This is a genomic window from Bacteroides caecigallinarum, assembly GCF_016901995.1.
GTDB classification, from domain to species: domain Bacteria; phylum Bacteroidota; class Bacteroidia; order Bacteroidales; family Bacteroidaceae; genus Phocaeicola; species Phocaeicola cellulolyticus.
Genome location: NZ_JACJLE010000124.1, coordinates 1 through 1,180, shown reverse-complemented (window position 1 = coordinate 1,180; position 1,180 = coordinate 1). Strand labels below are relative to the sequence as shown.

The following is a 1,180-nucleotide window of genomic DNA, read 5'->3' as shown; positions in this document are numbered from 1 at the left end:
GTGTTACCCTAGGGCGCTCCTTGCGGTTACGCACTTCAGGTACTCCCGGCTTTCATGGCTTGACGGGCGGTGTGTACAAGGCCCGGGAACGTATTCACCGCGCCGTGGCTGATGCGCGATTACTAGCGAATCCAGCTTCGTGGAGTCGGGTTGCAGACTCCAGTCCGAACTGAGAGGGGCTTTCGGGATTGGCCAACCGTCGCCGGTAAGCTGCCTTCTGTACCCCCCATTGTAACACGTGTGTAGCCCCGGACGTAAGGGCCGTGCTGATTTGACGTCATCCCCACCTTCCTCACATCTTACGATGGCAGTACCGCCAGAGTCCTCAGCATTGCCTGTTAGTAACTGGCAGAAAGGGTTGCGCTCGTTATGGCACTTAAGCCGACACCTCACGGCACGAGCTGACGACAACCATGCAGCACCTTCATACATGCCTTGCGGCTGACCTGTCTCCAGATCATTCATGCATAATTTAAGCCCGGGTAAGGTTCCTCGCGTATCATCGAATTAAACCACATGTTCCTCCGCTTGTGCGGGCCCCCGTCAATTCCTTTGAGTTTCACCGTTGCCGGCGTACTCCCCAGGTGGGATACTTAATGCTTTCGCTTGGCCGCTGACAGTATATCGCCAACAGCGAGTATCCATCGTTTACCGTGTGGACTACCAGGGTATCTAATCCTGTTTGATACCCACACTTTCGAGCATCAACGTCAGTTACGCTCCAGCAAGCTGCCTTCGCAATCGGGGTTCTTCGTGATATCTAAGCATTTCACCGCTACACCACGAATTCCGCCTGCCTCTACCGCACTCAAGAACGCCAGTTTCAACTGCAATTTTAAGGTTGAGCCCCAAACTTTCACAGCTGACTTAACATCCCGTCTACGCTCCCTTTAAACCCAATAAATCCGGATAACGCTCGCATCCTCCGTATTACCGCGGCTGCTGGCACGGAGTTAGCCGATGCTTATTCATAAGGTACATACAAAACTCTACACGTAAAGCACTTTATTCCCTTATAAAAGAAGTTTACAATCCATAGAACCTTCATCCTTCACGCTACTTGGCTGGTTCAGGCTCTCGCCCATTGACCAATATTCCTCACTGCTGCCTCCCGTAGGAGTTTGGACCGTGTCTCAGTTCCAATGTGGGGGACCTTCCTCTCAGAACCCCTATCCATCGT

At 52.6% G+C, this 1,180-nt stretch carries 1 rRNA gene; it reads right to left on the bottom strand.

The features are described 5' to 3' along the window. A 16S ribosomal RNA gene (locus tag H6A61_RS15255) occupies positions 1-1,180 on the bottom strand; the annotation flags it as partial.